Source organism: Pseudomonas sp. P8_241 (genome assembly GCF_034008315.1).
Classification (GTDB): Bacteria; Pseudomonadota; Gammaproteobacteria; order Pseudomonadales; family Pseudomonadaceae; genus Aquipseudomonas.
The window spans coordinates 984690-1007651 of the sequence record NZ_CP125377.1 but is presented as its reverse complement, the minus strand read 5'-3'; the positions used below and the strand labels follow the sequence as shown (position 1 = coordinate 1007651).

Below are 22962 nucleotides of genomic sequence, written 5' to 3'. Positions count from 1 at the left end.
AAAGAATGTAAATTCAGTGCAAATAGTAATGTTTCGCAATTGATACGAATACGTGTTTACCCTATATTTCGCCGCCTCAAATCCTTGGGGAGGGGAAGTCCAAAATGTCACGTTCACAACCACAAGTACCGGTCAGTTCACCACGTTTGCTCGCATCGGCCATCGGCATGGCGATCACTGCCGGCTCGGCGGGACACATGGTTTTCGCGGCGGAAAAGACCGACGAAAAAGCACCGGGTAACGTGATTTCCCTGGGCGCCACCGCCATTACCGGCGAAGCCCAGGACGAGACTTCCTACAACGTCGAGAAAGCCTCCTCGCCCAAGTACACCGCGCCGCTGGTAGACACGCCGCGCTCGATCACCGTTATTCCGCAACAAGTCCTCAAAGACACCGGCGCCATGAACATGCAGGACGCCCTGCGCACCGTTCCAGGCATTACCTTCGGTGCCGGTGAAGGCGGCAACCCACAGGGCGACCGTCCGTTCATTCGCGGCTTCGACGCCCAGGGCGATACCTACCTGGACGGCGTGCGCGATACCGGTTCGCAGAGCCGCGAGATCTTCGCCGTTGAATCGATCGAAGTCAGCAAGGGCCCGAACTCGGCGATTGGTGGTCGAGGCGCTGCTGGCGGCAGCATCAACCTGGTGAGCAAAAAAGCCCACGTGGGCGATTCGCTCGACGGTGGTTTCACCTGGGGTTCCGACCAGACTCAGCGCTATACCTTCGACGGCAACTATCAGTTCACTGACACGGCCGCTGGCCGTCTGAACCTGATGAGCCACGAGAGCAATGTCGCCGGCCGTGAAAGCGTTGACTATGACCGCTGGGGCGTCGCGCCATCCCTTGCCTTCGGCCTGGGCACCGACACCCGCGTCAACCTCGACTACTACCATCTCGAAAGCAACGACACCCCGGATTCAGGTATTCCTTACTCGATCCCGGCCGCAGGTTCGACAGCGCGTACCAAGTCCAATCCGGACAAACCGAACGACGGTGGCGACAGCAGCAACTTCTATGGTCTGAATGATCGCGACTTCCGCAAGGGTCGCACCGATACGTCGACCATCGCCATTGAGCACGACCTGAGCGACGCGCTGACCGTCAAGAACACCCTGCGCCACGGCAACAGCATGCAGGACTACATCCTGACGCAGCCGGACGACAGCAAGGGCAACGTCAACAATGGCAGCGTCTGGCGCCGGGCCAACACTCGCGTCAGCAACACCGAAACGACGACCAACCAGACCGACCTGTTTGGTGATGTCTACATCGCCGGCTTCAAGAACAGCTTCGCCACCGGTATCGAGTTGAGCCGCGAGGAAAGCCAGAAGTCGTCGTACACCGTCAATACCGACACCACGCCTGGCACAGCGGCCGCCACCACCAACTGCTCGCCGGCACTGATCGGTGCGCCAAGCGGCTACAACTGCACCTCGCTGTCCAACCCGACCCCAAGCGATCCATGGAATGGCTCGATTACCCGCAACTATGCCGGCACCGACACCACGGCTAAAACCTACGCCCTGTACGTGTTCGACACTCTGACATTGTCCGAACAATGGCTGGTGAACATGGGGCTGCGCTATGACCATTTCGACACCGACTACAAAACCTACAACGCCGCAGGCACCACGACCTCCAAGGGCGATGACGTCAGCGAGTTCGTTACCGGTCAATTCGGCGTGGTTTACAAGCCGGCGGAAAACGGCAGCATCTATGCGTCCTACGCGACGTCTGCCACCCCACCAGGCTCCACACTTGGCGAAGGTCAGGACGGCAACCCGCTGGGCGGCACCCCGGATCGCAACGGCAACCTGCTAAGCAGCGACATGGAGCCGGAAACCACCAAGAACTACGAAATCGGTACCAAGTGGGATCTGCTGAACGATCGTCTGTCCTTGACAGCGGATATCTTCCGCACCGAAAAAGACAACGCTCGTGTGCAGACCAACACCACTACCTACGAAAACGTCGGCAAAACCCGCGTTCAAGGTTTCGAACTGTCGGCCACCGGCAAGCTCACCGATAAATGGCAAGTCTTCGCCGGTTATGCCTACATGGACAGCGAGCAAATCGATGGCGGTGACATGCCGGCCAACAAGGCCAACGATGGTAACGAGCTGCCGAACACGCCGAAAAACAGCGCCAGCCTGTGGACCACTTATCAAGTCACGCCGAAGCTGACCATCGGCGGCGGTGCGTTCTATGTCGACGACGTATTCGGTAGCGCCGCCAACACCACCATGGTTGATTCCTACGTTCGTTACGACGCGATGGCGGCCTACAAGCTGACCAAAAACGTCGACCTGCAATTGAACGTGCAGAACCTGACCGACGAAACCTACTACGACAAAGCGTTCTCGACTCACTTCGCCAACCAGGCGGCCGGTCGTACCGCCTTGTTGAGCACCAACTTCCACTTCTGATCAATGTAGGAGCGAGCCTGCTCGCGATGATCGTCAACGATAACGCGCCTAGCCTGACACCCCGCGTCGTTCTCGAGTTTTTCGCGAGCAAGCTCGCTCCGACATAGTTGGTGTTGGACCAGGCCCCGTTCATCCAGATGAGCGGGGCTTTTGTACGTAAAAAAGAATGCTTCTCGACAACCCCACGGCATAATGCGCGCCGTGATGACAATTTCGAACGAACAAGGCGAGTGACGTGTTGAAGAAAACCCTGTTCCAGTTGCACTGGTTTTTCGGCATCAGCGCCGGGCTGGTCCTGGCCCTGATGGGCATCACCGGCGCGAGCGTGTCCTTTCAGGATGAAATCCTGAGCGCGCTCAACCCTTCCGTGTTGCAGGTCGAGAAACAGGTGGCCGGCGTCCTGCCGCCTGCCGAACTGGTTGAGAAAATCGAAGGCGCTTCAGGCAAAAAAGTCTCGATGCTCACGGTGGAAACCGACAGCGGCAATGCCGCAAAGGTGTTCTTCACCCCGCCACCGGGCGAACGCCGCGGCGAGATGCGCTACTTCGACCCGTACACCGCTGAATTCCTTGGTGACGCCACAGGTCAGGACTTCTTTGGCCTGATGCTGCGCCTGCACCGCTTCCTCGCCATGGGCGACACCGGGCGGCAGATCACCGGTGCCTGCACGCTGATTCTGGTGTTTTTCTGCCTGTCCGGTCTCTACCTGCGCTGGCCTCGTCAGTGGAAAAGCTGGCGTGCCTGGCTGACCCTGGACTGGAAGAAAAAGGGCCGCAGCTTCAACTGGGACCTGCATTCGGTGGCCGGCACCTGGTGCCTGGTGTTTTACCTCCTGGCGGCGCTGACGGGCCTGTCCTGGTCCTATGAGTGGTACAACAAGGGGCTGACCCGCTTGCTCTCCGATTCGCCACAGAATGAGCGCGTTCGCGGCGGTCGCGGCCCTGGGCCAAGTGGCCCGGCACCGACGGCCGATTACGCGGCGATGTGGAGTAGCATCTACAGTGCGGCAGGCCCGCAGCTCAGTTCCTACAACGTGCGCATGCCGCCAGTGGCTGGCCAACCCGCGACTGTTTACTTCCTGTTGAAAGATTCGCCTCACGATCGTGCGCTCAACCAGATCACCCTCGACCCGGCCACCGGCGTGGTCAAGCGAGTGGATCGCTACAGCGACAAGAGTTTCAAGGCACAACTGCTGACCAGCATCTACGCGCTGCACGTCGGCAGCTACTTCGGCATTGTCGGGCGCATCCTCCTGATGATCACCTCCCTGACCATGCCGCTGTTCTTCGTCACTGGCTGGCTGTTGTACCTCGATCGCCGCCGCAAGAAACGCCAGATCAAGGACACTCGCAGCGGTCTCGTGCAGACGGACAGTGATGGGCCGGCCTGGCTGATCGGTTTCGCCAGCCAAAGCGGTTTTGCCGAGCAACTGGCATGGCAAACCGCCGGGCAATTGCAGGCCGCTGGCTTACCGGTGAAGGTGCAACCATTGGCCGACGTCAGCGAGCAAGACTTGCATGATTCGGACAATGCACTGTTCGTGGTCAGCACCTTCGGCGACGGCGAAGCACCGGACAGCGCCCGCGGGTTCGAACGCAAAGTGCTGGGCCGTACGCCTAGCCTAGAGCGTTTGAACTATGCGGTCCTCGGACTGGGTGACCGTCAATATCAACATTTCTGCGGTTTCGCCAAACGCTTGCACACCTGGCTCGGCGAGCATGGCGGCAAGACCCTCTTCGCCCCGGTGGAGGTCGACAGCGGCGATCCTTATGCCTTGCGTCACTGGCAACAGCAGCTGGGCCTGTTGACCGGTCAGGCACCGGTGGATACCTGGCAGGCCCCGGGCTACGACAACTGGACCCTGACTCGCCGCGAACTGCTCAACCCGCACAGCAGTGGTTCACCGGTGTATTTGCTGGGCCTCAAATCGCCCTCCACCAGCAGCTGGCTGGCAGGGGATCTGGTGGAAGTGATGCCGCGCAATTGCCCGTGGGTCATCGAGCACTTCCTCGACGGGATGGGCATTCACGGCGAAACCAAGGTGCAGATCAACGGCCTGGAGGAAACCCTCGAGCAAGCGCTTGCCAGCCGTCAACTGCCGGAAAACCGCAGCCATCTGGTCGGCCTTCATGCGCAAGCGTTGGCCGATGCGTTGGTGCCCCTGGCCATGCGCGAATACTCGATCGCCTCGATCCCGGCCGATGGAATGCTGGAGCTGATCGTGCGCCAGGAAGTGCATGCCGATGGCAACCTCGGCGTCGGCTCGGGCTGGCTGACCGAACACGCCCCCGTCGGCAGCGCTATCAGCCTGCGCGTGCGCCGCAACAGTGGCTTCCATCTGCCGGCCGAACCGGTGCCGATGATTCTGCTGGGCAATGGCACCGGACTCGCCGGGTTGCGCAGCCTGCTCAAGGCGCGGATTGCCGATGGTCAGCAGCGCCAGTGGCTGCTGTTTGGCGAGCGCCATCGCGAACACGATTACCTGTGCCGCGATGAGCTGGAAGAATGGTTGATCGCTGGCGATCTGGAACGGCTGGACCTGGCGTTTTCACGGGACCAGGCGGAAAAGATCTACGTACAGGATCGCCTGCGCGAGTCGGCCGACGAGTTGAAACAATGGCTGGCGAACGGTGCGGTGATCTACATCTGCGGCAGCCTTCAGGGCATGGCGTCAGGCGTGGATCAGGTGCTCAACGACCTACTTGGCGCCGCCGAAGTCGAACGTCTGATAGAACAAGGCCGCTACCGCCGCGACGTCTATTGATTCACCACATCACACTGCAGGAGCGAGCCTGCTCGCGAAAACGGAGTGTCAGCAACGATGATGTTGACTGACACGACGCCTTCGCAAGCAGGCTCGCTCCTACAGGGATTTAAGGGTTAATCAAACCGGTTGTAGTTTCTGCTCGAATACAGCAACCCCATCCAGATCCCGCAACACCACGCTCAACTCCCCGCTCTGCCCGTCTATATTCACTTCCCCGAAAAACTGATACCCGGCAAACGGTGAAGCGTTTTGCATCGGCGCAGCTTTCACGAACACCGCCTCCGGGCCGAAGGTTCTATCCAGCGTATCCGGCCCGAAACTACCGGCATTCAGCGGCCCGGCGACGAACTCCCAGAACGGTTCGAAATCCTGAAACGCCGCCCTGTCCGGATGGTAGAAATGCGCGGCGCAGTAATGCACATCGGCCGTAATGAACACAAAATTGCGCACTTGTTGTGCTCGCAGAAAACCGAGCAATTCGGCGATTTCCATTTCGCGCCCCTGGGCCGGTCCGGGATCACCGTTGGCCACCGCGTCCCAGCGCGGAACACCAAGGCGGACGTGGCCGTCATCCGCGCCGAGGCCAATCGGCATGTCGGCGGCGATGATTTTCCATTGGGCTTTCGACGCTTTGAGCGACGTCTTCAGCCAGTCCAGTTGCTCGCGCCCAAGGAACGGTTTTGCAGCACCGAGATTGTCGTCATTGGCACCGCGATAACTGCGCATGTCGAGCACGAACACATCAAGCAGCGGCCCGTAACCGAGCTGACGATAAATCCGCCCGCCACCGTCGGCACTCTGCAACCGCATCGGCGCATATTCGAGCCAGGCCTGGCGTGCACGCCCCACCAGGCTGGGGATATCTTTACTCAGATAGCGCCCATCCAGTTGCTTGTCCGGCGACCAGTTGTTCACCACTTCATGGTCATCCCACTGCCAGATCTGCGGGACTTCGGCGTTGAAACGGCGGATGTTTTCGTCCATCAGGTTGTAGCGGTAATTACCGCGGTAATCATCCACGGTCTCAGCCACTTTGCTCTTGGCCTCGGTGGTGATGTTGCGCCATACCCGGCCGTTTTCGGTGATCAGTTGCGCCGGCACCGGACCGTCGGCGTAAATGCTGTCACCGCTGTGGATAAAAAAGTCCGGCAGGCGCCGACGCATGGCTTCATAAATGCGCATGCCGCCAATGTCCGGGTTGATGCCGAAGCCTTGCCCGGCAGTGTCGCCGCTCCAGACAAAACGGATGTCGCGGCGGGTCTGCGGCACACTGCGCAAGTGGCCGAACCAGGGCTCACTGGTCACGCCGGTCTGGGCATCTTCAAACTGCACACGATAGAAAATCGCCTGATCGGCGGGCAGCCCGGTGAGTTCGACCCGGGCGGTGAAATCAGTGCGGGCATCGGCCAGGGGAGAGACGAATCGTCGGGGGTTGGTGAACACGCTGCGGGTGTCCCACTCGACCACGATCCGCGCGGGACGGTCGCTGCGACTCCAGATAATCGCCCGGTCGCCCAAAAGGTCACCGGACTGCACGCCATCCGTGAGTTGCGGCCGATCCTTGACCGACGCAATCACCGCCGGCGCCAGCCCCGGCAACAGCAATCCGGCACCAACCGCTTGCATGACCCGGCGACGCCCGGGATCGAATTCGCTCATGGTGTTCTCCCTGAAATGGAAAAACTAAAGCATGGCTGGATGAAGTAGAGGTGACAGCGAAAAGATCGCAGCCTGCGGCAGCTCCTACAGGTGTTCGCAATCTGCCTGTGTAGGAGCTGCCGAAGGCTGCGATCTTTTGATCTACGCCTTGACAGGCTCCAGCGCCAACCCCACCGTCTCAGGCTGTTTGACCAGCGCATACGCCACTGCCGTCAACAGACTCCCCGCCACAATCGCCAACAAATAAAGCAGCGCATGATTGATCGCATTCGGAATCGCCAACACAAACAACCCGCCGTGGGGCGCCATCAGTTTGCAGCCGAAATACATCGACAACGCACCGGTCAGCGCGCCGCCGGCAATGCTTGCCGGAATCACCCGCAAGGGGTCTTTCGCCGCAAACGGAATCGCCCCTTCGGAGATGAAACACAGCCCCAGCACAAACGCCGCTTTACCAGCCTCGCGCTCGGTCTGAGCAAACTTGCGCCGAGCAATGAAGGTGGCGATGCCCAGGCCAATCGGCGGCACCATGCCGGCGGCCATGGTCGCTGCCATCGGTGCATAACTCTGCGACGCCAGCAGCCCGACCGAAAACGCATACGCGGCTTTGTTGATCGGTCCGCCGAGGTCAACGCACATCATGCCGCCCAGCAACACGCCGAGCAGGATCGCGTTGGTGGTGCCCATGCTGTCGAGGAAATGCGTCAGCCCGGCGAGCATTCCGGCCACCGGTTTGCCGACCACGTAAATCATCACCAGACCGGTGAACAGACTCGCCAGCAACGGGATAATCAGGATCGGTTTCAGCGCCTCAAGGCTTTGCGGCAAACGTGCATAACGGTTGATCGCCTTGGCTGCATAACCGGCGAGAAAACCGGCAATGATCCCGCCGATAAAACCGGCGCCCAGGGTACTCGCCAGCAAGCCACCAATCATCCCCGGCGCAAGGCCCGGACGGTCGGCAATGGAATAAGCGATGTAACCCGCCAGCAACGGCACCATCAACTTGAACGCGGTGTCGCCGCCGATCTGCATCAGCGCCGCCGCCAGCGTGCCCTCTTCCTTGAACGCCGTAATGCCGAACACGAACGACAGCGCAATCATCAAACCGCCCGCCACCACCATCGGCAGCATGAACGACACACCGGTCAGCAGGTGTTTGTAAACGCCGGTTTTCTCAGACTTGGCCGGTGCGCTGGTCCCGGTGGACGCGCTTTCCTGCTTGCCTTCGGCCAAGGCTTTTTTCAGGGTCGCTTCGGCTTGCTTGAGGGCAATCCCGGTGCCGCAACGGTAAATCTTTTTGCCGGCGAATCGCTCAGTGGCGACTTCGATGTCCGCCGCCAGCAACACCACATCAGCCTCGGCAATCGCCGCAGCGCTCAGCGGATTGCGTGCACCGACCGAGCCCTGGGTTTCAACTTGCAGGTCATAACCCAAGCGCTTGGCCGTTTGCTGCAAGGCTTCGGCGGCCATGAAGGTGTGCGCCACGCCGGTTGGGCAGGCGGTGACCGCGACCAGTCGCGGGACGTTGTGGGCAACGGCGACGGATTCGACAACCGCTTCGGGCGCCGCGTACACCTGCGCTTCCTGAGCACCGCGTCGCAGCAGCGCATCAACATCTTGCAGGGCCTGGGCCGGCGCGCTCTGGAACACACGTTTGCCGACAAATCGGGACATGTCCACCGGCGCGCTGGTTACCAGCAATACCCACTCGGCATCGTCGATGGTCGCGGCCGACAATTGGTGCTCAGGGTGTGCGGCATCGCTGACTTCGACGCTGGTGCTCCAGCCCTGACGCTGGGCCGCGGCGTCCAGCAACCGGGCGCACAGCACACTGGTAACCATGCCGTTCGGGCAGGCCGTAACAATGGCTAACTTCATGACAAACCCTCTTATTGTTCTGTCAGGGGACGCACGCGCACCCCCTGCTCGAGCCGCGCCAGTTGCGCTGCATCGTCAATGCCGAAACCGATCTGGGTCACCGCCATCGCGGCAATCGCCGTGGCCGTGCGCAAGGTTTGCTCGGGCGTGTCGGCGCTGAGCAAACCGTGAAGCATCCCCGCCAGCAACGAATCGCCCGCGCCCACTGTGCTGGCGACGCTGACCTTTGGCGGTGTGGCATGCAGTGCCGAGCCGACGCTGAACCAGTTCACACCCTCGGCACCGTGAGAAATCACCACATGCTCGATGCCCTGGGCATGCAATCGCTCCGCTGCTTCAGCCTGGGCAACGACCGAAACCACGTCACAGTCCAACACTCCAGCCAGTTCTTCAATGTTGGGTTTGATCAGCCAAGGCGCCGCTTTGAGCCCGGCACGCAATGCGTCGCCGCTGGTGTCGAGGGCAACGTTCAGACCGAGGCTTTTCAAACGCAGGATCATCGTCTGCAACCATTCAGGGCTGACACCCTGGGGAAGGCTACCGGCGACAACGACCGCGTCATGCCCCGGTGCGATCTGCTCCAGTCTCTGGATCAATGCCTGCTGCGCCGCTGCATCGACGTGAGGTCCGGGGCCGTTGATGTCAGTGATGCGTCCATCGCTTTCCGCCAGTTTGATGTTGCTGCGGGTCTCGCCGGGAACACGGATGAAAGCATCGACAAAACCGCGTTTGGCGAACAGGGTTTCGAACGCTTGCAGGTTGTCTTCGCCGAGGAAACCGCTGACGGTCAGTTGATGCCCGAGGTCGGCCAATACCTGCGCCACGTTCACGCCTTTGCCGGCCGCGTGGGTGTGCATGACGTCGCTGCGGTTGACCTGACCAGCCTCCAGGCGTGGCAATTGGACGGTGAGGTCCAGCGCCGGGTTGAGGGTCAGGGTGAGAATCCGGGCCATTACAGGGCCTCCACTAATGCGCGCACTTCGTCGGCGCTGCCCACGGCCAGAGCCTGTTGGGCGAGGGTTTGAGTCTGAGTGAAGCTGAGTTCGCGAATCCGCGCCTTGACCTCGGCGATGCTGCGACCGCCGACACTGAGTTCATCCACACCCAGCCCGACCAGCACCGGCACCGCCAGCGGATCAGCCGCCAACTCACCGCACACACCCACCCATTTGCCATTGGCATGGGCTGCTCGCACGGTGATGTCGATCAGTTGCAGCACGGCGGGATGCAAGCCATCCGCCTGACCAGACAGTGTCGGATGACCGCGGTCAATGGCCAGGGTGTATTGCGTCAAGTCATTGGTGCCGACGCTGAAAAAGTCGACCTCTTTGGCCAGGACAGGCGCCAGCAATGCAGCGGACGGGACTTCGATCATGATCCCCAGTTGAAGGTCTGCGACCGGGATCTCCAGGCGCAAGCGTTCCGTCATGTCCCGGGCCTGCCGCCACTCGTCGACGCTGCCGACCATCGGGAACATGATCCGCAATGGTCGGTTGTCGGCCGACCGCAACAAGGCGCGCAACTGCACTTCCATGATCTTCGGGCGCTGCAAGGTCAGGCGGATACCGCGTACGCCGAGGAACGGGTTTTCTTCCTTCGCTATCGGCCAATACGGCAGCGGTTTGTCGCCGCCGACGTCTAGGGTTCGCACCACCAGCGGACGCCCGGCCAAACCATCGAGCACGCGACGATACTCGGCTTCCTGGGTTGCTTCGTCCGGCGCTTGCGGATGCGCCATGAAAATCAGTTCGGTGCGCAGCAGGCCGATACCTTCGGCGCCCTGCTCCACCGCACTGACGACACCGGCGCTTTCGCCAAGATTGGCAAACACTTCGACGGCATGGCCATCGCTGGTCAGCGCCGGTTGATGACGTTGTTCAGCCGCGGCCCTCAGGCGGTGCTCGCGGGTATCGCGCTCGGCGGTGGCGCGTTGCAAGGTCGCTGCATCGGCGTCCACATGCAGACGTCCACGCTGGCCATCGAGCAACAACGGCGTGCCCGGTGCCAGCAACAACACCGCCGGGCCGGCGCCCACCAGTGCCGGAATCCCCAGCGCGCGGGCGACGATGGCGCTGTGCGCCGTCGCGCCGCCACGGGCCGTGAGAATCCCGGCCACGCGCGCCGGATCGAGACGCGCCACATCGGACGGACCGACTTCGTCCATCACCAGAATGTACGGTTGATCGGGCTCGCCCGGCGTTTCAATACCGCACAGTTGCGCCAGTACACGACGACCGATGTCGCGCAAATCAGCGGCACGCTCGGCGAGCAATGCATCGTGCAGCGCTTCCTGTTGGCGGGCCGCCGCTTCGATCACAGCCATCCACGCGGCTTCAGCGCTTTCGCCTTGCTTGAGACGGGTGTCGACTTCGTCTGTCAGCTCCGGGTCGTCGAGCATTTCCTGATGGGTGATGAAAATTTCGCGAATTGCCTTGGCCTGGCTGCGCTCGATCAAGCCCTGAATGTCCCGGCGCACCTGCGCCAACGCTTGCTTGAGTCGCTCGCGCTCGACCGCAGCCGACTCACCGCGCAAAGGATATTCGATGGTTTGCAGCACCTGAATGTGAGCCGGGCCGATGGCGATGCCCGGCGCGGCAGCGATAGCCTGGACCTGACTGCCGGACGTTGGCGCGAGCAGCACGTCGGCGATATCGGCAGACATTTCGCGAGGCGCGCTCACTGCCGGCAATGGCTCGACCTCTTCACCCAGGCCTTCTTCGATGGCAGCCAGCAACGCGGGCAATGCATCGGTGGCGATGCACGGTTCGGCGATGATTTCCAGCACCTGACCACGACGGGCACCGAGGCTGAGCAACTTGCTCAAACTCTTCATCGACACCGCACTGTCCTGGCGATCGACAATGCGTACGCGAATTTCACCGTCAAAACTTTTCGCCAGTTGCGCGAGGATCTTCGCCGGGCGCGCATGCAGCCCGTGGGCGTTGGCCAGCGCGATGCGTGCGCTCGGCCAATCTGCCGGCAGTTCACCGCCCAGGACTTCCAGCACCTTGCGACTGCTCGTAGCGCGACCCAATTCGTGGCCACGGCCTTCAATCAGCAGCGCGCATAAACGCTCGAGCAGGGTTTGATGAGCTTCGCCGAGGCTGGCCAGGCAGAACAAACCATTAAGTGGTTGGCCGAGGTAACGTAGCGGTTTGTCGGGTGTCACGAAGGCCAGGCCCGGGCGCTTCACCGTTTGCTCACTGTGCAACCACCACAAGCCATCGCCGAGCGGCAACGCTTCGACCTGTTGCAATACGGCGGCGAAACCATTGCTCACACAATCGGCGTGGCGCAGCAAACGTGCGCCACGCCAGACCAACTCTTCGAAGTCTTCAGCCGCCACGCCCAAGCCGATCATCTGTGCATCCAGCGCCAGTTCCTGCGGCGCGCCCTGGAGCAATTTCAACAACGCTTCAGCGGAACTGGCGCGGCGCAGGGCCTGCCCCAGATCAGTCTCACCGAGGGCGCGGGTCAGCAGTTGCAGAAGACGCAGGTGCTCATCGGACTTGGCGGCAATCCCGATGGCCAGATAGACAATATGACCGTCTCCCCAATCCACACCCTCAGGAAACTGCATCAACCGTACACCGGTGGTGAACACCTGATCGCGGGTTTGTGGCGTCCCGTGGGGGATGGCAATGCCTTGACCGAGAAAGGTCGAGCCCTGGGCTTCCCGTGCCTGCAATCCGGCGAGATACCCCTCTGCAACCAGCCCGTCGTTGACCAGATGCCCGGCCAACAACTGCAACGCTGCGGATTTATCCACAGCCGACTGGCCCATGGATATCTGCTCAATGGTCAGCTCGAGCATGCTTTCTCCTTTTTGGCGCCTCGGGGAGCCAGGTATTGTTTTGAATGGTTCAGTTTAGGCGCTGGGTCGTTACATTTGGCGGTTTACGGCAGAACCTGCAAAAGCCGCCTACAACGCAGAAAATACGCCTGCTGAAACGTTTAATCTAGAATGAATGGCACGTTACTCGATAATGACCCATCCTTGAAGCTCAACTTGTCGGATGCGTTGCGACCATGGTCGCCTGCCTGAATCGGTTAGGATTGACGAAAATCTCGGGGCTAACTCGAAAAAACAAGGAAACAGCGGGTTGAAACTCAGTGATATTGCCCAGCTGGCCGGTGTGTCCGTTACCACTGCCAGCTACGTCATCAATGGCAAGGCCGAACAGCAGCGCATCAGCCGCGCCACCGTCGAACGCGTGCGGGCGGTCGTCGAACAACATGGCTTCACGCCTAATCCACAGGCCGCCGGTTTGCGCAGCCGGCACACCCGAACGCTTGGGTTCATTCTGCCGGATCTGGAAAACCCCAGTTACGCCCGTATCGCCAAATTGCTGGAACAAGGTGCGCGAGCTCGTGGCTATCAGTTGCTGATCGCCAGTTCCGACGATGCACCGGACAGCGAGCGGCAGTTGTTGCAACTATTCCGCGCCCGACGCTGCGACGCTTTGATCGTTGCCAGTTGCCTGCCGGCCGGTGACGACAGCTATCGCCAGTTGCAGGCCAAAGGCATTCCGATCATCGCCATCGACCGAGTCATGGACCCTGAGCACTTTTGCTCGGTGATCAGCGACGACCGCGAGGCTAGCCTGCATCTGACCCGCAGCCTGCTCGATCCTTTGCCCAAACAGATCGCGCTGATCGGCGCCCGTCCGGAGCTGAGTATCAGCCAAGAGCGCGCCGGCGGATTCAAAGAGGCCCTGGCCGGATTCAACGGTGAAATTCTCATCGAAGAAGGCGAGTCCTTCAGCCGCGAGTGCGGCAAGCAACTGATGGAAGATCTGCTGCAGCGCCTGGGGCACTTGCCCGATGCGTTGGTGACGACTTCCTACGTGCTGCTCCAGGGTGTGTTCGACGCCTTGCACGACTTCCCGCTGAAAAACCGTCCGCTACGCCTCGGCACGTTCGGTGACACGCAACTGCTGGACTTCCTGCCGCTGCCGGTCAACGCCATGTCCCAACAACATCAGCTGATTGCCGACAAGGCCCTCGCGCTGGCCCTGGCCGCCATCGAACAGTCCGATTACCAGCCTGGCGTGCAGGCCATCGGGCGGACGTTCAAGCAGCGGATTCGTCAGGACTGAGCCGTGGAACTGATCGACACCCACACCCATCTGGATTTTCCGGATTTTGACGCTGATCGTCAGGCGTTGATGGACGAAAGCCGCGCACTCGGCGTGCGGCGCATGGTGGTGCTGGGGGTTTATCAAGGCAATTGGCAGCGGGTCTGGGAGCTGGTGCAAAGCGATCCCGACCTGTATGCGGCGTTCGGTTTGCATCCGGTGTATCTGGACGATCATCGCCCTGAACATTTGAGCGAACTTGGCGACTGGCTGACGCGCCTGGCTGGCCATCGGCAACTGTGCGCCGTCGGTGAAATCGGTCTGGATTACTTTATCGAATCCCTTGACCGCGCACGCCAGCAGACATTATTCGACGCACAGCTGCAGCTGGCGGCGGACTTCAATCTTCCAGCGCTGATCCATGTACGGCGCAGCCATGCCGCAGTGATCGCCACGCTCAAGCGCTTCAAACTCAAGCGCGCCGGCATCATCCACGCTTTCGCTGGCAGCAGCGAAGAAGCCCGGGAATACATCAGGCTGGGTTTCAAACTCGGCCTGGGCGGCGCCGCGACCTGGCCTCAAGCGCTACGCATGCACCGCGTGCTCGCCGAGCTGCCGCTGGATGCTGTGGTACTGGAAACCGACTCCCCGGACATGGCGCCCGCCATGTTCCCCGGTCAACGCAACAGCCCGGCGCATCTGCTGGCGATCTGCGCGGCACTGGCAGGGATTATGGCGATCAGTCCCGAGCAATTGGCCGCGGCCAGTACCGCTAACGCCTGTGAACTGTTCGACTGGTGATCAGTCGATGTGAGCCCTTGCGGCCTCAAGCAACAACGTCATGTGCTGGCGCTGGCGGGCAAACCGCAGGGCGATGAAGTACACGAAAATCGCCAACAGAGAAAAATTCAGTTGTTCCACCACGCTGAGTATTCCGACCCACTCCAGCACTAACGCCACCAATAATGCTGTACAAATCGTGACCAACAGGCTTGCCTTCAACATGGCCACCGAGTCCAGTGAATTGAAGCGTTTGATCTGTTTCGGATCGCTCAGCTGCAAAAATTTCTGGCAGTGGGAACAGGTGAATGCTTCGTTGATTGCAATGGCATTGAGTTGCCAGGCCTTGAGTAACAGGGTGCGCTGGCAATGGGCGCAGCGGCCCTGGATTCCTGTTTTTGCAAAAGACATAACCCTGCCTCCTCCATGTGGTTGGCCGTGTAATCTCCCTTGATTGAAGCTCAATTTCCAGCTCAGGGAGATAATCAGGAAGACTCCTACCCTAAAAGGGAAAAAGCACTACGAAACCACCCAGTAACACACCCAACCTGCTCGCGAGACGGCGGCACAGCCAATATTGATGTCACTGACAAACCGCGTTCGAGCAGGGCTCGCTCCCAGATGGATTATCAGGCGACCGCTATACCCGAAACGCACTGATCAACTGCTTCAACTCCACCACCTGCATCGACAACGCACGGCTGGCATCTTCGGTCTGGTGGGCCCCCTCGGCGGTACGCTCGCCGGCGCGGTTGATCTCGACGATGTTCTGGTCGATGTCGTGAGCCACAGCGGTTTGCTGCTCCACCGCCGCCGCGATTTGCTGGTTCTGGTCGACGATCATGCCGACCGCACCGAGAATGTTCTCAAGCGCCTGCTGGACCTTCTCCGATTGGCTCACCGTGCCATTGGCCATCTGATGGCTGATGCCCATGGCCTTGACCGCTGCGCCGACGCCACCGTGGAGCTTGGTGATCATCTGCTCGATTTCTTCGGTCGACTGCTGAGTGCGTTTGGCCAGGGTCCGGACTTCGTCCGCCACCACCGCAAAACCACGACCCTGCTCACCGGCCCGTGCGGCTTCAATCGCCGCGTTGAGCGCCAACAGGTTGGTCTGCTCGGCGATGCTCTTGATCACTTCCAGCACGCGGCTGATCGACTGGCTGTCACTGGCCAGTTGATTGATCACCACCACGGATTGATCGATTTCATTGGCGAGCGCCGTAATGCTGCCCTGCTGGGATTCGACCAGACCGCGCCCGCTGATGGTCTCGTCGTTGACACTGTGCGCACTGCTCACCGCCGCCGCCGCGCTGCGTGCAACTTCCTGAGAAGTCGCCGACATCTGATTCATCGCCGTAGCCACTTGCTCGATCTGCGTGCGCTGGCCGGCGACAGCCTGGTTGCTCTGCGCCGAAACGTTTTCCACCTGCCCGGCTTGACGCTCGACTTCGCTAACGGTGTGCCCGACCCGTTCGATCAGGTCATGGATTTTTTTCACTGTGCCGTTAAACACTTCGCCCAACTCGCCCAGTTCATCGCGGCTATTGGCGCTGAAAGTCACGGTCATGTCACCCGATGCCACTTTGTCCATCATCGCACCCAAGCGCTTGAGCGTGGTGCGGGTCGAGGCGTAGAAAGCGCCGTAGAGATAAAAAATCAGCACGAACACCACCGACAGCGCCACGGCCTGCAAGATCATGTGAGTGCGGTTCTGCTCCAGTCGTTGTTGCAACTGAGGGCCGAGAAACTTCAGGGTCGCTTCGTTGAGCTGGTAGGTCTGATCCATCAGGGCAGTCGCCTGATCGTAAAAGCCCTGCCACGGCGCATCGAGGGTATCGGCCATGACCACCTGCTCCTCGAACAGCTCGCTGGCCTTCTTCAAAGACACCCGGCTGCTATCGGCTTGCGCGGCCAAGGAATCGCGTGCGGCCTTGCTGGAGCTCAAGGCGTCCTGCAATTTCAAGGCATATTCGGCCTGGAGCTTTTCAATTTGCGCCAGCAATTCATCGAAACGGGTACTGGAAGCCGAGTTGATAAAACCCTGCCCCAACGAATAGGAACCCATCGCCCGACCTTCGCCAAGGATCTGGGTTACGCGGGGAGTTACTAGGGTGACGAGTTCGCTGAGTTGACGAATGTCGCTCTGGTTGTCGCGACTCAGTCCGGCCTGAGTGGTGATGACCTGGCTGAAGACCTGTGCATTGCCCACCAGCTTGCCGATCAGCGCACTTTTGCTTTGCAGGGAGTTTTCCGCCTGCTGGGCCTTGAATGCGGCAATCATTTCATCGCGTTTACCGTCGAACACCGCGACCTGCTCGGGTTCGGTGGTCATCGCCGTCAGCCCTTGAAGGCGATTCAGGATAGTTTGTTCGAGCGCGTTGATTTTTGATTCGACATTGCCGGCCTTGCCGGACTGGCCGAGGGTGACATTGATCTGCACCAGGTTGTTCAGCGTTTCCAGATCACGCCGCAATGTCAGGCTGCTGCCCAACAGTTCAAGGCTTTGCAGCTCGACCTGCGTACCCTGAAACTCGCGATAGGAGTCGCGCACCAGATAAAAGTTGGTCACCAGCATCGGCACCAGGAACAGTACGCTGATCAGGCTGAACTTCATGCCGAAGCTCAAGCGATTCATCAGCGCGACAGCGGGATAGAGCAAGCTCTTCACTGGATGTCTCCCTTCGATTTCTTATTTTTTTTATGAGCAGCCGCAGACCGACAGCAGATAGCCACTATGCGGTGCTATCTCTGTATAACTTAAATCGGCGGAAGGCTTTGTAACTTAAGGTAAACGGCAAAGATCGCAGGCACCGGCAGCGCCCAATGAATGCGACCTTTTATTTCCAGGCAGAAATCAGGGCCGAAAAACAGTCCACAGCGCAAATCCGGCATACCACAGCACCGCGGCACGCAGCAGCAGCTCCCAGATCCGGTCCAAGTTGTTGATGCCTTCAGGTCCCACCACCGGAGCGGGAATTTCACCCGCCACCAGCCCGACTTTCTCGATGAGTTGGGCGGCGCTGATGTTCCAGTTCAGCAACTCATGCAGCATCACTCGACTGACCGCAACGAAATTGCCGACCAGGGCAACGCTGGCTGCCAGCAGGCGCACCGGCACCCAATCGAACGCGTGACGCAGTTGGGCCGCCCGTTCGACGACGGCCGGGTTCTGGCTATGTTCCTGCGCCAGAGCCAGCAGTCGATAACTCAGCGCCGCAACCGGACCGAGCAGGAAGTACCAGAAAATCACCGCAAAAAAACTCTGGTACGCCTCCCACAACAAATAACCTTCCACCCTTTCCAGCAGCTGTTCACCACTGTCGGCGCAGATTCCGAGATCGCGATTCGCCACATGGGCCGCGGCTTGCAGATCCTCCCGGCGCCAGGCATCGCGGAACGGCCCGAGACCCGCCAGCAAATCACCGCGCCCCAGGCTGTAAATCACCACCAGCAAGTGAATCGGCAGCGTCAGCAATCCGTAGGCCACCGGCTCCAACACAATCAGCAGCAACCCCAGCAGAGCGACTGGCAACAACACCAGAACCGTCAATATCAGCCACGGACGGCTCTCCAGTCGCGGGCTGGCCTCAAGCTTGTGCAGCTCGCTTACCCAGCCACCATCGTGCTGAACCCGGTGACGAAGGGCCGAGAATTTCTCGATCCAGACCGCCAACAGCAACACCAGAAAACTCATTGTCCTTCCTCTTGTGCCAGGGCGGCACGATAGCGTGCCCAGTCGAATGCCGGCCCTGGATCGGTTTTGCGCCCGGGTGCAATGTCGCTATGCCCGCAGATGCGCTGTGTCGTTATCGCAGTGAAGGCGTGTTGCAATTGCCGGGTCAGCGCCGTCAATGCGCGGTATTGTGCATCGGTGAATGGCAGATCATCCGTGCCTTCGAGCTCGATGCCCACCGAAAAATCGTTACAGGTTTCCCGTCCCTCGAAACACGAAACGCCCGCGTGCCATGCGCGCTCAAGGCACGAAACAAACTGGGTAACGGTTCCATCTCGTTCAATCATAAAATGTGCTGACACCCGCAGGTCAGCGATCCCTGCAAAATAGGGGTGCTCCGTGACATCCAGGCGATTCTGGAAAAACTCCTGCACTTTGCCAGTGGCAAACTGCGCCGGTGGCAGGCTGATGTTATGGATCACCAGCAGGGAAACTTCGCCCTCGGGGCGCGCATTGAAGTTGGGTGAGGGGCATATTTGCACGCCCTGAAACCATCCGCTCGCGGGGTCCAACTGCATATCGGTTCCTTCAATGACGACTGTGTTGGCGACAGTATGCCGCGATAGCCCCTCCGGGCGCGATCACTTGCCGCGATTGAGGGGTTGGGGATATCGCGTTCTCACAAGCGATTGGTCGGGGATTCAACCAAATACAGGACGGCGGCGTTTCGCATCTTGGGTTGGCCCGCGCCATGCCCCTATAATCGGAACACTTTGTTTGTGGAGCCCGTTATGCCGAATCTACGACTCGCCGATCTGAACGCTGAAATTGAAGCCAACGTACGCCGTGCGTTGCGCGAAGACATCGGCAGCGGCGACATCACTGCGCAGCTGATACCGGCCGAACGCCTGGCCACAGCCACCATCATTACCCGGGACGCGGCAGTCATCAGTGGCACAGCCTGGGTGGATGCCGTTTTTCGGCAACTGGACCCCCGCGTCGCGGTGCACTGGCAAGTCGCTGATGGCGAACGAGTGGTGCCCAACCAGGTGCTTTTCCACCTAGAAGGTCCGGCACGCTCACTGCTGACGGGCGAACGCAGCGCCCTGAACTTCCTGCAAATGCTCTCGGGCGTAGCCACCCGCGCACAATACCTGGCAGATTTCGTTGCCGAAACTCAGGTCAAATTGCTCGACACCCGCAAAACCCTGCCGGGGCTGCGGCTGGCGCAAAAGTATGCCGTCACCTGCGGCGGATGCCACAACCACCGCATCGGCCTTTACGACGCCTTCCTGATCAAGGAAAACCATATTGCTGCCAGCGGCGGCATCCCCGAGGCCATCGCCGCCGCGCACAAGATCGCTCCGGGCAAGCCGGTCGAAATCGAAGTCGAAAGTCTGGATGAATTGAAGGAAGCACTGGCGGCTGGTGCCGACATCATCATGCTCGACGAACTGAGCCTGGATGACATGCGCGAAGCCGTACGGCTGAACGCCGGCAAGGCAAAACTGGAGGCCAGCGGCGGGATCAATGAAAGCACGCTGCTGCCGATTGCGCAGACCGGGGTGGATTACATCTCGATTGGTGCGATGACCAAGGATGTAAAGGCAGTCGACCTGTCGATGCGTCTGAGTATCTGAGGGCGGTTACAAGCGACAAGCTGCAAGCCTCAAGCGAATTTGCTTTGACTTGCAGCTTGCCTCTTGAAGCTCGATGCTGCTGTCAAACCACCAGATTGTTCATCTCGCAGTACTCCTCCCACTCGACGCCCAAGACTTCGGCTGCTTCCTTGTGCAGTTCAAGTCGTTTGGCCTCGAACTCTTCAGGGGTTGAGGTGTACTTGAGTGTCAGCTCCCACGGCTGCAAGCCTTGAGCGTCGGCTTCATCCTCGAACGCCCACTGGATCTGATCTTTCTGATCGTCGGCAGGCAAGTCCTTGATCTCTTCGGCCAGCTGCGGCGACTCCAGCAAGTACTTCTTCAGCGCTTCTTCGTGACGGGCTTCTTGGGTCAATTCTTTAACAGTCATGGCGTTCTCGCTGATCTGGGGAATGGAAGATGGATCTGGATCATCAAGGATCTCTCTGACGCAAAAAACCTTATAAAGCGCGGTTTTCTGGCCTTCAGAACCATTCGGGGATCATCTGAAAACAATTGTTGCTGGTGCCCGAGACAGGAATCGAACCTGCGACCTTCGCGTTACGAGTGCGCTGCTCTACCGGCTGAGCTACACGGGCGGTGGGCTAAACCTAGCACCGACTATGGGACCAGGCAACTGACTACACCACAAAAGCAAAAGATCTTCCCGCACACATAAAAAAATGCCCCGCAGCTTTCACTGCGGGGCATTTTCTACAACGTTGAAGCGGTCAGGCTGGGGGGTCGATTAAACGCCCGAAGCCTTGGCTGCTGCCACGTCTTTGATGGACAGTTTGATACGGCCGCGGTTGTCCACGTCCAGTACCAGCACTTCCACTTCCTGGCCTTCTTTAAGGATGTCGGTCACTTTCTCAACGCGAGCGTCGCTCAGCATGGAGATGTGAACCAGACCGTCCTTGCCCGGCAGGATGTTGACGAATGCGCCGAAATCGACGATGCGCTCAACCTTACCGACGTAGATCTTGCCGATCTCGGCCTCGGCGGTAATGCCCAGAACGCGCTGACGAGCAGCTTCTGCCGCTTCCTTGGTTTCGCCGAAGATCTTGATCGAACCGTCGTCTTCGATGTCGATCGAAGCCTTGGTTTCTTCACAGATCGCACGAATGGTCGCGCCGCCTTTACCGATGACATCACGAATTTTGTCGGTATCGATCTTCATCGCGATCATGGTCGGTGCGTTGGCCGACAGTTCGGTACGCGACTGGCCAATAATCTGGTTCATCTGACCGAGGATGTTCAGGCGCGCTTCCAGGGCTTGGCCCAGAGCGATCTCCATGATTTCTTCGGTGATGCCCTTGATCTTGATGTCCATCTGCAGCGCGGTAACACCTTTGGCGGTACCGGCTACCTTGAAGTCCATGTCGCCCAGGTGATCTTCGTCACCCAGGATGTCGGTCAGGACAGCGAATTTCTCGCCTTCTTTAACCAGACCCATGGCGATACCGGCAACCGGCGCCTTCATCGGCACACCAGCGTCCATCAGGGCCAGGGAAGCGCCGCAAACGGAAGCCATCGAGCTCGAACCGTTGGATTCGGTGATTTCCGAAACAACGCGGATGGTGTACGGGAACACGTCGGCGGCAGGCAGCATGGCCGAAACCGAACGACGGGCCAGACGGCCGTGACCGATTTCACGACGACCAGCACCACCCATGCGACCACACTCGCCTACCGAGAACGGAGGGAAGTTGTAGTGCAGCATGAACGGGTCTTTTTTCTCGCCTTCCAGGGTGTCCAGCAGTTGTGCGTCACGGGCGGTGCCCAGTGTTGCAACGACCAGCGCCTGGGTTTCGCCACGGGTGAACAGAGCCGAACCGTGGGTCTTCGGCAGAACGCCGACTTCGATGTTCAACGGACGGACAGTCTTGGTGTCGCGACCGTCGATACGTGGCTTGCCGTTTACGATGTTTTCGCGAACGGTGCGGTATTCGATTTCGCCGAAAGCCGCTTTGACTTCGCTGGAAGAAGGCTGGCCTTCTTCACCGGACAACTTGGCAACGACCTGGTCCTTCAACTCGCCCAGGCGAGCATAACGGTCGGCCTTGACAGTGATGGTGTAGGCCTGGGAGATCGCTTCGCCGAATTCGGCACGGATAGCGCCCAGCAGCTCGGTGGCTTCTGGCGCAGGAGCCCAGGTCCAGGTTGGCTTGGCAGCTTCGGCGGCCAGTTCTTTAACAGCGTTGATCACAACCTGGAACTCGTCGTGAGCAAACAGTACCGCGCCCAGCATCTGGTCTTCGGTCAGCTCTTTGGCTTCCGATTCAACCATCAGCACAGCGTCCGAAGTACCGGCAACGACCATGTCCAGGCTCGAAGCTGCTTGTTGCTCGTAAGTCGGGTTCAGCAGGTAACCGGTGCTTTCGTGGAACGCAACGCGGGCAGCGCCGATCGGGCCATCGAAAGGAATGCCGGAGATGGCCAGGGCAGCCGAGGTACCGATCATCGCAGCGATGTCCGGATCGGTCTTTTTGCTGGTCGAAACGACGGTGCAGACTACCTGCACTTCGTTCATGAAGCCTTCCGGGAACAGCGGACGGATCGGACGGTCGATCAGTCGGGAAGTCAGGGTTTCTTTTTCGGAAGGACGGCCTTCACGCTTGAAGAAACCGCCAGGGATCTTACCGGCAGCGTAAGTCTTTTCCTGGTAGTGAACAGACAGAGGGAAGAAGCCCTTGCCTGGATCCGCTTGTTTTGCACCGACTACAGTCACCAACACGCTGACGTCGTCGTCAACGGTGACCAATACTGCGCCGGAGGCCTGACGGGCGATACGGCCAGTCTCGAGGGTAACGGTCGACTGACCGAACTGGAATTTTTTGATTACCGGGTTCACGGTGTCCTACCTTCTTTGTGGCTCTTGGGGGAACTGGTTTCTTGCGAAATTCTTGGGCAACGCCGGGAATCGGCCCGACTGGATTGTCCAGGTGTCACTCAGGTAAAGCAGGTATCCAGATAAAACTTGAGGCTGGGAGCCTGCCATGCGCCAGCGGGAAACCCACTGGAGCACGACAGACAACCAACCTCTAGCGCAATC

At 59.8% G+C, this 22962-nt stretch carries 15 protein-coding genes and 1 tRNA gene; 5 read left to right on the top strand and 11 right to left on the bottom strand.

Annotation, left to right across the window (positions count from 1 at the left end; genetic code table 11):
- Positions 1–104 precede the first annotated feature (104 nt).
- Together QMK58_RS04405 and QMK58_RS04400 are read left to right on the top strand one after the other, a co-directional pair.
- Positions 105–2429, top strand: a complete 2325-nt coding sequence (locus tag QMK58_RS04405; protein WP_053154442.1) for a TonB-dependent receptor — start codon at positions 105–107, stop codon at positions 2427–2429.
- A 235-nt stretch (positions 2430–2664) separates the two neighbouring features.
- Entirely contained in the window at positions 2665–5193 is a 2529-nt protein-coding gene (locus QMK58_RS04400) for a sulfite reductase flavoprotein subunit alpha (protein WP_320395922.1), read from the top strand.
- Positions 5194–5313: 120 nt separating this feature from the next.
- Here QMK58_RS04400 and QMK58_RS04395 read toward each other — a convergent pair whose 3' ends face one another.
- The 4 genes from QMK58_RS04395 to ptsP form a co-directional block, all read right to left on the bottom strand.
- The gene (locus QMK58_RS04395; RefSeq protein ID WP_053154436.1) at positions 5314–6855 is read right to left on the bottom strand and encodes an alkaline phosphatase D family protein; all 1542 of its coding nucleotides are present in this window, start codon (positions 6853–6855) and stop codon (positions 5314–5316) included.
- A gap of 141 nt (positions 6856–6996) precedes the next feature.
- Positions 6997–8736, bottom strand: a complete 1740-nt coding sequence (locus QMK58_RS04390; RefSeq protein ID WP_053154433.1) for a PTS fructose-like transporter subunit IIB — start codon at positions 8734–8736, stop codon at positions 6997–6999.
- Between the two features lie 11 nt (positions 8737–8747).
- Positions 8748–9689, bottom strand: a complete 942-nt coding sequence (gene pfkB, locus QMK58_RS04385; protein WP_320395921.1) for a 1-phosphofructokinase — start codon at positions 9687–9689, stop codon at positions 8748–8750.
- Positions 9689–12550: a phosphoenolpyruvate--protein phosphotransferase gene (gene ptsP, locus QMK58_RS04380; RefSeq protein WP_320395920.1), complete on the bottom strand. Its 2862-nt coding sequence runs from the start codon at positions 12548–12550 to the stop codon at positions 9689–9691. Before ptsP ends, pfkB begins: the two co-directional genes overlap by 1 nt.
- Before the next feature lie 289 nt (positions 12551–12839).
- On the opposite strand from ptsP, the gene cra reads away from it, so the two are divergent.
- Together cra and QMK58_RS04370 are read left to right on the top strand one after the other, a co-directional pair.
- Positions 12840–13835: a catabolite repressor/activator gene (cra, locus tag QMK58_RS04375; RefSeq protein ID WP_053154424.1), complete on the top strand. Its 996-nt coding sequence runs from the start codon at positions 12840–12842 to the stop codon at positions 13833–13835.
- Between the two features lie 3 nt (positions 13836–13838).
- Entirely contained in the window at positions 13839–14615 is a 777-nt protein-coding gene (locus QMK58_RS04370) for a TatD family hydrolase (RefSeq protein ID WP_320395919.1), read from the top strand.
- On the opposite strand, the gene QMK58_RS04365 is transcribed toward QMK58_RS04370, so the two are convergent.
- The 4 genes from QMK58_RS04365 to ampD all read right to left on the bottom strand — a co-directional run bounded on the left by QMK58_RS04365 (position 14616) and on the right by ampD (position 18848).
- Positions 14616–15005 carry a hypothetical protein gene (locus QMK58_RS04365; RefSeq protein ID WP_320395918.1) on the bottom strand — a complete coding sequence of 130 codons (390 nt, stop codon included), beginning with the start codon at positions 15003–15005 and terminating at the stop codon, positions 14616–14618. It abuts the gene before it with no gap.
- Between the two features lie 229 nt (positions 15006–15234).
- Positions 15235–15939, bottom strand: a complete 705-nt coding sequence (locus QMK58_RS28890; RefSeq protein WP_371259752.1) for a methyl-accepting chemotaxis protein — start codon at positions 15937–15939, stop codon at positions 15235–15237.
- Positions 15940–17451: 1512 nt separating this feature from the next.
- The gene (ampE, locus tag QMK58_RS04355) at positions 17452–18291 is read right to left on the bottom strand and encodes a regulatory signaling modulator protein AmpE (RefSeq protein ID WP_053154411.1); all 840 of its coding nucleotides are present in this window, start codon (positions 18289–18291) and stop codon (positions 17452–17454) included.
- On the bottom strand, positions 18288–18848 hold the full coding sequence (gene ampD / locus QMK58_RS04350; RefSeq protein WP_053154408.1) for a 1,6-anhydro-N-acetylmuramyl-L-alanine amidase AmpD: 561 nt from the start codon (positions 18846–18848) through the stop codon (positions 18288–18290). Before ampD ends, ampE begins: the two co-directional genes overlap by 4 nt.
- Positions 18849–19061: 213 nt before the next feature.
- On the opposite strand from ampD, the gene nadC reads away from it, so the two are divergent.
- Entirely contained in the window at positions 19062–19910 is an 849-nt protein-coding gene (nadC, locus tag QMK58_RS04345) for a carboxylating nicotinate-nucleotide diphosphorylase (RefSeq protein WP_053154405.1), read from the top strand.
- Positions 19911–19992: 82 nt separating this feature from the next.
- Here the strand turns inward: nadC and QMK58_RS04340 are convergent, their stop codons facing one another.
- The 3 genes from QMK58_RS04340 to pnp all read right to left on the bottom strand — a co-directional run bounded on the left by QMK58_RS04340 (position 19993) and on the right by pnp (position 22761).
- A complete protein-coding gene (locus QMK58_RS04340) occupies positions 19993–20298 on the bottom strand; it encodes a DUF6388 family protein (RefSeq protein ID WP_053154402.1) in 306 nt (101 codons plus the stop codon).
- A 132-nt stretch (positions 20299–20430) separates the two neighbouring features.
- Positions 20431–20506 (bottom strand) — tRNA-Thr (locus tag QMK58_RS04335).
- Between the two features lie 149 nt (positions 20507–20655).
- A complete protein-coding gene (gene pnp, locus QMK58_RS04330) occupies positions 20656–22761 on the bottom strand; it encodes a polyribonucleotide nucleotidyltransferase (protein ID WP_007915263.1) in 2106 nt (701 codons plus the stop codon).
- Between the last annotated feature and the right edge of the window lie 201 nt (positions 22762–22962).

Coding starts and splice junctions, on each gene's coding strand:
- QMK58_RS04405 (WP_053154442.1), top strand. CDS start 105: ATGTCACGTTCACAACCACAAGTACCGGTCAGTTCACCACGTTTGCTC.
- QMK58_RS04395 (WP_053154436.1), bottom strand. CDS start 6,855: ATGAGCGAATTCGATCCCGGGCGTCGCCGGGTCATGCAAGCGGTTGGT.
- QMK58_RS04390 (WP_053154433.1), bottom strand. CDS start 8,736: ATGAAGTTAGCCATTGTTACGGCCTGCCCGAACGGCATGGTTACCAGT.
- pfkB (WP_320395921.1), bottom strand. CDS start 9,689: ATGGCCCGGATTCTCACCCTGACCCTCAACCCGGCGCTGGACCTCACC.
- ptsP (WP_320395920.1), bottom strand. CDS start 12,550: ATGCTCGAGCTGACCATTGAGCAGATATCCATGGGCCAGTCGGCTGTG.
- QMK58_RS04365 (WP_320395918.1), bottom strand. CDS start 15,005: ATGTCTTTTGCAAAAACAGGAATCCAGGGCCGCTGCGCCCATTGCCAG.
- QMK58_RS28890 (WP_371259752.1), bottom strand. CDS start 15,939: ATGTCGGCGACTTCTCAGGAAGTTGCACGCAGCGCGGCGGCGGCGGTG.
- ampE (WP_053154411.1), bottom strand. CDS start 18,291: ATGAGTTTTCTGGTGTTGCTGTTGGCGGTCTGGATCGAGAAATTCTCG.
- ampD (WP_053154408.1), bottom strand. CDS start 18,848: ATGCAGTTGGACCCCGCGAGCGGATGGTTTCAGGGCGTGCAAATATGC.
- nadC (WP_053154405.1), top strand. CDS start 19,062: ATGCCGAATCTACGACTCGCCGATCTGAACGCTGAAATTGAAGCCAAC.
- QMK58_RS04340 (WP_053154402.1), bottom strand. CDS start 20,298: ATGACTGTTAAAGAATTGACCCAAGAAGCCCGTCACGAAGAAGCGCTG.